Source organism: Actinokineospora terrae, from assembly GCF_900111175.1.
Classification (GTDB): domain Bacteria; phylum Actinomycetota; class Actinomycetes; order Mycobacteriales; family Pseudonocardiaceae; genus Actinokineospora; species Actinokineospora terrae.
Genome location: NZ_FOGI01000020.1, coordinates 66,477 through 73,544, shown reverse-complemented (window position 1 = coordinate 73,544; position 7,068 = coordinate 66,477). Strand labels below are relative to the sequence as shown.

Genomic DNA, 7,068 nt, shown 5'->3' with positions numbered 1-7,068 from the left:
GCGGCCCTGGCTTTGGCGGCTTGGGTTTCGAACTGTTGGACGCGTTCGCGGAATTGGGCGGCCCTGGCCTCGGCCTCGGGGTCGGTGCGGCGCCATTGGGCGTCGGCGGCGGTGCGGACCTTGTCCTCGACGGCGCGGAGTCTGCCCTCGAGTTCGCGGATGCGTTCGCGGGGGACCTTGCCGATCTCTTCCCAGCGTTCTTGGACGCGGTGCAGTGCGGTGCGGGCGGCGTCGAGGTCGGTTGTGGTGATCTTCTCGGCCTCGGCCAGCAGTTCTTCCTTCTTGCGGGCGTTGTCGGCGAACTCGGCGTCGCGTTCGTCGAAGACGCTGGAGCGGCGGGCGAAGAAGGCGTCCTGGGCGGCGCGGAAGCGTTGCCACAGGGTGTCGTCGGCGTCCTTGGGTGCGCGTCCGGCGGCCTTCCACTCGACCATGAGGTCTTTGTAGCGGCCCGCGGTGGGGCCCCAGTCGTCGGACTCGGAGAGCCGCTCGGCCTCCTCCACCAACTCCTGCTTGCGGGACTTCGCGGTGGCCCGCTGCCGGTCCAGGTCGGCGAAGTGCGAGCCGCGCCTGCGGTTGAACGTGTCGCGGGCCTTGGAGAAGCGGCGCCACAGCTGCTCGTCGGTCTTGCGGTCGACGCCCTTGATCGTCTTCCACTCGTCCAGGATGGTGCGCAGCCGGTCCCCGGCCACCTTCCACTGCGTGGACTCCTCGGAGAGCTTCTCCGCCTCCTCCACCAGCTCCTGCTTGCGCGCGACGGACCCGGCCCTGGCCTCCTCGCGGGCGTGCTTGGCCGCCTCGACCGCGACCGAGGCGTTGGCCAGCACGAAGTCGATCCTGGCCGCCAGCGCCGCGAGGTCGCCGACCACGTGCGCCTCGGCCAGGCCGTCGCGGATGTGCTTGGCGTTGGTCGCCGCCTGCTTCGGGTCACCCGAACCGGACGCCAGCCGGGACGCCAGCAGCTCGACCTCGGTGCGGATGTCGTCGAACCGGCGGGCGAAGTGCGCGAGGCCCTCCTCCGGCTCACCGGCCTGCCACGAGCCGATCGCGCGCTCACCTTCGGCCGTGGTGACGTAGACCGTGCCGTCGGCGTCCACGCGGCCCCACTTGCCCGGGCTCGTCGCCGCGACCGGTACCTGCGGTCCGCCTTCCACGGTGGGCGCGGGAGGCGCGGGGGCGCGGTTGCCCGCGACCTGGCTGGGAGCGGGGACGTCCGCGGGCGTCACGTCCGCGAGCGCGGCCACGGCGGGCACGTCGGTCGCGGTGCTCTCGGCTGCCTCGGGGGCGCCCGCGCCGTTGGTGTCCGCGGCGGTGTCGTCCGCGGGGGTCTGCTCCTCGGTGGGTGCCGCCTCGACCGCGGTGGTGTCGACCGCTGCTGTCCCGACCGCTTCCGCCTCGACCGCGCCGGTCTCAACCGGGGCCGACTCGTCTGCTGCTGCCTCGACCGCGCCTGCCTCAACCGGTGCGGACTCGACCGGTGCCGCGGCGGGCGTCGCCTCGGCCGTGGCCGCCGGTGCCGCCTCGGGCTCGGTGGGTGTCGGCGCTCCCGCGGACGGTGTCGTGACCGGAGCGGCCACCGCGGCCTGGTCCGGCTCGCCGCCGCTGTCCTGCTCCGCCACTGCCCCGGCGCCGTGGTCCCTGTCCGTCATGGCCGACTCCTCCTGCCTGCGTGCCCGCGTGAGCGGACGCCCCGCTCACGCGGGGCCCAGCACTGTGCGAACGGCCCTCGGGCCGTGCGGCTTCTCCTACCCGCGCGCATTCAAACAGGTCAAGAGGCGCCTGGGTACTCCGGAGGGCCGCAATGGTCATCATGGTGCCGCAAAAGGTGCTGTCCGTGGGCCGTCGGCGCCAAGTTTGTTCGACGGACAGTAACCTCGGGTCCGTGATCCGCCGAGTCGCCGTGGTGCCGCACCCGCCCCTGATCGTGCCGGAACTGACCGGCGGGGGCGACCGGGACGCCGACGCCGTGCGCGCCGAGTGCGTCGCGGCCGCCGCGTCCTTCGCCGACGCCGCGCCGAGGTGGTTCGTCGTGGGCGCCGACGACCGTCCTGGCCGGTACGGTCCCGAGGTCGCGGGCACCTTCCGCGGGTTCGGAGTGGACGTTCGGGTCGGTCTGGGCGCCAAGGCCGACCTGGCTTTCGCCGATCCGATGCTGCCGCTGCCCGCCCTGGTCGCGGGCTGGCTGCGCGCTGCGGTGGGTGGTCCGGACGTTACCGCGCACATCGTTCCCGTCGACTTCTCGCCAATCGACTGCGCCGCAGAGGGAGCGCGGATCGCCGAGGAGCTGGCCGGACCGGACCCGGTGGGCCTGCTCGTCCTCGGCGACGGCTCGCACCGGCACGGCGAGCGGTCTGTCGGCAGGCCCGACGCCCGTTCCGCGGCCTTCGACGACGACGTCGCGCGCGCCCTCGCCGCGGTGGACCTCGACGCCCTCGCCCAGTTGGACCCGTCGTTGGCCGCCGAGTTGGGCGCGGTCGGTCGCGCACCGTGGCAGGTGCTCGCGGGCGCGGTGCGCGCCGATGGCCGGGAGTGGCGGTCGGCCGAGGCCCGCGTGTCCGCCCCGCTGGGGGTCGCGTACCACTTCGCCGTGTGGGAACCCGTGTGATCCGGGCGATCGCCGTCGTCGGCCCCACCGCCACCGGCAAGTCCGACCTCGGGGTCGCCCTCGCCGAACGCCTCGGCGGCGAGGTGGTCAACGCCGACGCCATGCAGCTGTACCTGGGCATGGACATCGGCACCGCCAAGATCACCCCCACCGAACGCCGCGGCGTCCCGCACCACCTGCTCGACGTGCTCACCGTGACCGAGACGGCCTCGGTCGCCGCCTACCAGCGCGCGGCCAGGGCGGTGATCGAGGACATCCTGGCCCGCGACCGGGTCCCGGTCCTCGTCGGCGGCTCCGGCCTGTACGTCCAGGCCGTGGTGGACGAGCTGGAGTTCCCCGGCACCGACCCGGACATCCGCGCCCGCCTGGAAGCCGAACTCACCGCGGTCGGCTCGGCCCCGCTGTACGCCCGACTCGCCGAGCTGGACCCTGTTGCCGCCGAGTCAGTCCTACCGAGCAACGGCCGCCGCATCGTCCGGGCCCTGGAGGTCATCGAACTGACCGGCCGCCCGTTCTCCGCGACGATGCCCAAACCCGGCCCCGCCCGCTACGACATGGCCATGATCGGCCTCGACCGAGACCCCACCGCCCTCGACACCCGCGTCGACCACCGTGTCGAATTGATGTTCGCCCAGGGCCTGGTCGACGAGGTCCGCGCCCTGGAAGCCCAAGGTCTCCGCGACGGCAAGACCGCCGCCAGAGCCCTCGGCTACCAGCAGGTCCTCACCGCCCTCGACACCACCCGCGGCGATCTCCGCCTGCCCTCCGACCCTGTGTTCGACCGCGACGGCAACACCGTCCTCGACCGCACCGGTGGCCCCAGCCGCAACGCCAATCTCGACCGCACCGGCGATCCCAGCGGCAAGACCGCCCTCGGCCGTGCCGGTGACCTCAGTGGTCAGGAAGCCTGCGACCGCTCCGACGACCTCGCTTTCGCCGAGGCGGCGGCGGACACCGCCCGGGCCACGCGCCGGTTCGTTCGTCGTCAACGCTCGTGGTTCCGCCGCGACCCCCGCATCACCTGGCTGGACGCCGCACGCCCGGACCTCGTGGACGCCGCCTTGGCCCAAGCCGCCACCGCCACCAAGACCTGACCCGGATCGCCAAGGTCGGACCCAGGCCATCAAGGCATGACCAAGCCGCCACGGCCTGACCCGAATCACCGTGGCCTGGCCCAGGCCATCAAGGCTTGCCCGAAGCCGCCATGGCCTGACCCGAGTCGCCAAGATCTGCCCGAAGCCACCGTGGCCTGACCCGAGTCGCCAAGATCTGCCCGAAGCCACCATGGCCTGACCCGAGTCGCCAAGGCCTGATCCAGGCGATCGAGGCCTGGTCCAAGTCGGCGGTTGGTGGATGGCGCTTCTCGACCAACGTCGACTCTTGGCCGCGTCGGCACCTCGCCCGCGTGGGGTGTGGTCGGGGATGTTCAGTTGTGGATAGTGGCAGGTGTGTCCTCCTTTCGGGGTCGATTCCCCGGGGTGTCGATGGGGGCGGGGGCGTGGTGCGGGCGCGGCCGTAACCTGGTGGGGTGGCGATCGCGTTTCTCAAGGGGCATGGCACGGAGAATGACTTCGTGCTGCTGCCCGACCCCGATGGCGAGCTCGACCTGACCGCGGGGCGGGTGCGGGCGTTGTGCGACCGGCAGCGCGGCCTCGGCGCTGACGGGGTGTTGCGCGTGGTCCGGGCGAAAGCGCTCGATGACGCGCCCGCCGGTATTGATGGTGACGCCTGGTTCATGGACTACCGCAACGCCGACGGGTCGGTCGCGGAGATGTGCGGCAACGGCGTCCGGGTGTTCGCGCGCTACCTGAGTGACGCGGGGCTGGTCGACGGCCCCGAGTTCCCGGTGTGGTCCCGGGCCGGGGTGCGACCCGCGACCGTCCACCCCGACGGCACGGTCACCGTCGACATGGGCCGGATCCGCGTGCTGGGCCAGTCGACCACCACGGTGAACGGCAGCACCCACACCGGCCTCGGAGTCGACGTGGGCAACCCGCACCTGGTCAGCGTGGTCGACTCGGTGGCCGAGTTGGACCTGACCACCCAGCCCGCCTTCGACCACGAGTTCTTCCCGCGCGGGGTGAACCTCGAGTTCATCGAGGTCGTCGGCTCCGCCGAGATCCGGATGCGCGTCCACGAACGCGGCGTCGGCGAGACCCGGTCGTGCGGCACCGGCACCGTCGCCGCGGCCGTCGCCGCCCTGGCAGCCAGGCGCCTGACCACCGGAGCCGTGACCGTCCACATCCCCGGCGGCACCGTCACCGTCACCATCACCGACGACACCAGCACCCTCACCGGCCCGGCCGTCTTCGTGGCCGAGGGCACCCTCACCGAGTCCTGGTGGGACACCTACGCCTGATCCACCTCACCTCCCTCACGTCTCTCGAACCACCGATCACTCGCGCTGCCGCGCCGTTGCTCGCCGCCAGCCCCGAGGGTTGCCGGTAGGTCGCCGTGTCGATCTTGCTGTCACCCGCGATCGCGGGTGGCTCCTCAAGCATTTGCCGCCTTTCTGGGACCGCGTCCTCCGCCGCAATCCTGTAGTTCGCACACGGTGCTGCTTCTCGTGGTGGCTCGTCACCCGAGACGGGTGCGTCACGCCTGCTGCTGAGTCCGGTCGTTGTGGGTGGGCCTGATGGTGCTGTCGCGTTCGGTCCGGAGGGGGGAGAACACCACCCACAGGCACGACAGAGCCCATCCGGCTACGGCGATCCACATCGTCTGGCGGATGCCCAGTGCTGTGCCGAGTGCGCCGCCTGCCAGGGCGCCCAGGGGCAGGGTGCCCCAGACCAGGAAGCGGATGCTGGCGTTCATCCGGCCCAGCAGGTGGTCCGGGCAGATCGCCTGGCGGTAGCTGATCTGGGCGACGTTGTAGACGACGCCGGTGAAGCCGATGGCGACTTCGCCGAGCACGATCAGGCCGAGTCGCCAGTCCGGGTCCGCCAGCGGGACCAGTGGGCCGAACAGCGCGCCCACTGTCGGGACGAGCCAGATCGCCCTGGCCTGGCCCAGCGCCCGGACGACCCGGGCCGACACGGCCGCGCCCAGGATTCCGCCCACACCCGTCAGGCCGAGCACCAGGCCGACGACCGCCGGGGTCAGGCCGAGCACTCGGACCATGAACAGCACGAGCACCGCTCCCTGCACGCCGTAGAACAGGTTCCACGAGGTCGTGCAGCCCGCGATCGCCCGCAGCCGCCGGTTCGTCACCACGAACCGCAGGCCCTCGGCCACCTCCGCGCGCAGGTTCCGATCCGGTAATCGCTCCGGCCTCGGCTCGTCGGCGGTGATCCGCGACAGGCACAGCGCCGAGGCCAGGTAGCCGAGGCCGGTGCCCGCCAGGGTCGTGGCGGCGCCGATCAGGCCGGTCAGCCCGCCGCCGAGGGCCGGTCCGCTGAAGACGGCCACCGATTGGCTCGCCTGGAGCTTCGCGTTTCCCTCCATCAGGTGATCTCGGCCCACCAGGGCGGGCAGGTACGACTGGTAGGCGATGTCGAAGAACACCGTGCAGGTGCCGACCAGCAGCGCCACCACCACGAGCTGGGTGAACGAGAGCACACCGAGCCAGCCCGCCACCGGGATGCTCAGCAGCAGCGCGGCCCGGACCAGGTCCATCCTGATCATCAGCGGCCTGCGCCGCACCCGGTCCACCCAGGCGCCCGCTGGCAGGCCGATGAGCAGGAAGGCCGCGGTCTCGGCGGCGACGAGCACCCCCATCTGCCCCGGTGTCGCGTGCAGCACCCCGACGGCCAGCAGGGGCAGCACGACCGAGGCGATGGCTGTGCCGAACTGGGCGATCGTGTCGCCTACCCACAGCAGTCGGAAGCCGGGGTGGCCGCGCAGGGTGGAGGTCATGACTCCAGGATGCCGCGAGTGATTGGAAACTGTCAATCACTTCTCGGTGCGCCGTACCCTTGTCGGGTGAGTGATGACCCGCGACCACCGCGCCGCGCCGCCAGCCCCGTCGAACTGGAGGCGCTCGGCTCGGCTGTCCGGCTGCGGATCATCCGGCTGACCTACCAGCGCCCGCTGACGAACAAGGAGATCGCCGAGCGGCTCGACAAGGACCCGGCGACCACGCTGCACCACGTCCGCAAGCTGGTCACGGCCGGTTTCCTGGAGCCGCAGCCGGCCAGGCGCGGCAACCGCGGCGCCAAGGAGATCCCCTACGTCTCGACCGGGCTGTCCTGGAGCCTGCGCTACGACAACGAGGAGCGGGTCGACCTCACCGAGGCGATGCTCCAGGCCTACCTGGCCGAGGTTGCCGGTACCGACCTGGGTGAACTTCACCAGACCAGGTTGGTCGTGCAGGTCGACGAGGAGGACAAGTCGGAGTTCATGCGGCGGCTGGGTTCCCTGCTCGACGAGTACCAGAACCGCCCGCTGAAACCGGGGGCCGAGCGCACCGCCATCTACGTCGCGTGGTATCCGGGGGAATAAGTGGGTCGAATCCGCCGCTGCACCGT

The 7,068-nt window shown here is 71.8% G+C and carries 6 protein-coding genes; 4 read left to right on the top strand and 2 right to left on the bottom strand.

Annotation, left to right across the window (positions count from 1 at the left end; translation table 11 throughout):
- On the bottom strand, positions 1 to 1,223 hold a 1,223-nt coding region (locus tag BMY07_RS32220; protein WP_092786919.1), incomplete at its 3' end, for a DUF349 domain-containing protein.
- Positions 1,224 to 1,879: 656 nt separating this feature from the next.
- Here BMY07_RS32220 and BMY07_RS32215 point away from each other — a divergent pair.
- The 3 genes from BMY07_RS32215 (at position 1,880) to dapF (ending at position 4,961) form a co-directional block, all read left to right on the top strand.
- Entirely contained in the window at positions 1,880 to 2,602 is a 723-nt protein-coding gene (locus tag BMY07_RS32215; protein WP_092786897.1) for a class III extradiol ring-cleavage dioxygenase family protein, read from the top strand.
- Entirely contained in the window at positions 2,599 to 3,696 is a 1,098-nt protein-coding gene (miaA, locus tag BMY07_RS32210) for a tRNA (adenosine(37)-N6)-dimethylallyltransferase MiaA (RefSeq protein ID WP_092786895.1), read from the top strand. The genes BMY07_RS32215 and miaA overlap by 4 nt, the downstream gene beginning before the upstream one ends.
- Positions 3,697 to 4,130: 434 nt before the next feature.
- Positions 4,131 to 4,961, top strand: a complete 831-nt coding sequence (dapF, locus tag BMY07_RS32205; protein ID WP_092786893.1) for a diaminopimelate epimerase — start codon at positions 4,131 to 4,133, stop codon at positions 4,959 to 4,961.
- A 236-nt stretch (positions 4,962 to 5,197) separates the two neighbouring features.
- Here dapF and BMY07_RS32200 read toward each other — a convergent pair whose 3' ends face one another.
- Complete coding sequence (locus tag BMY07_RS32200; protein WP_092786891.1) at positions 5,198 to 6,457, bottom strand: MFS transporter; 1,260 nt, start codon at positions 6,455 to 6,457, stop codon at positions 5,198 to 5,200.
- Between the two features lie 114 nt (positions 6,458 to 6,571).
- Between BMY07_RS32200 and BMY07_RS32195 the strand changes: the two genes are divergently transcribed.
- A complete protein-coding gene (locus BMY07_RS32195; RefSeq protein ID WP_342741572.1) occupies positions 6,572 to 7,042 on the top strand; it encodes an ArsR/SmtB family transcription factor in 471 nt (156 codons plus the stop codon).
- Positions 7,043 to 7,068: the final 26 nt, after the last annotated feature.

Bases quoted from the DNA above. Each gene is read 5' to 3' on its own strand.
- BMY07_RS32200 (WP_092786891.1), bottom strand. From the start codon at position 6,457: ATGACCTCCACCCTGCGCGGCCACCCCGGCTTCCGACTGCTGTGGGTA.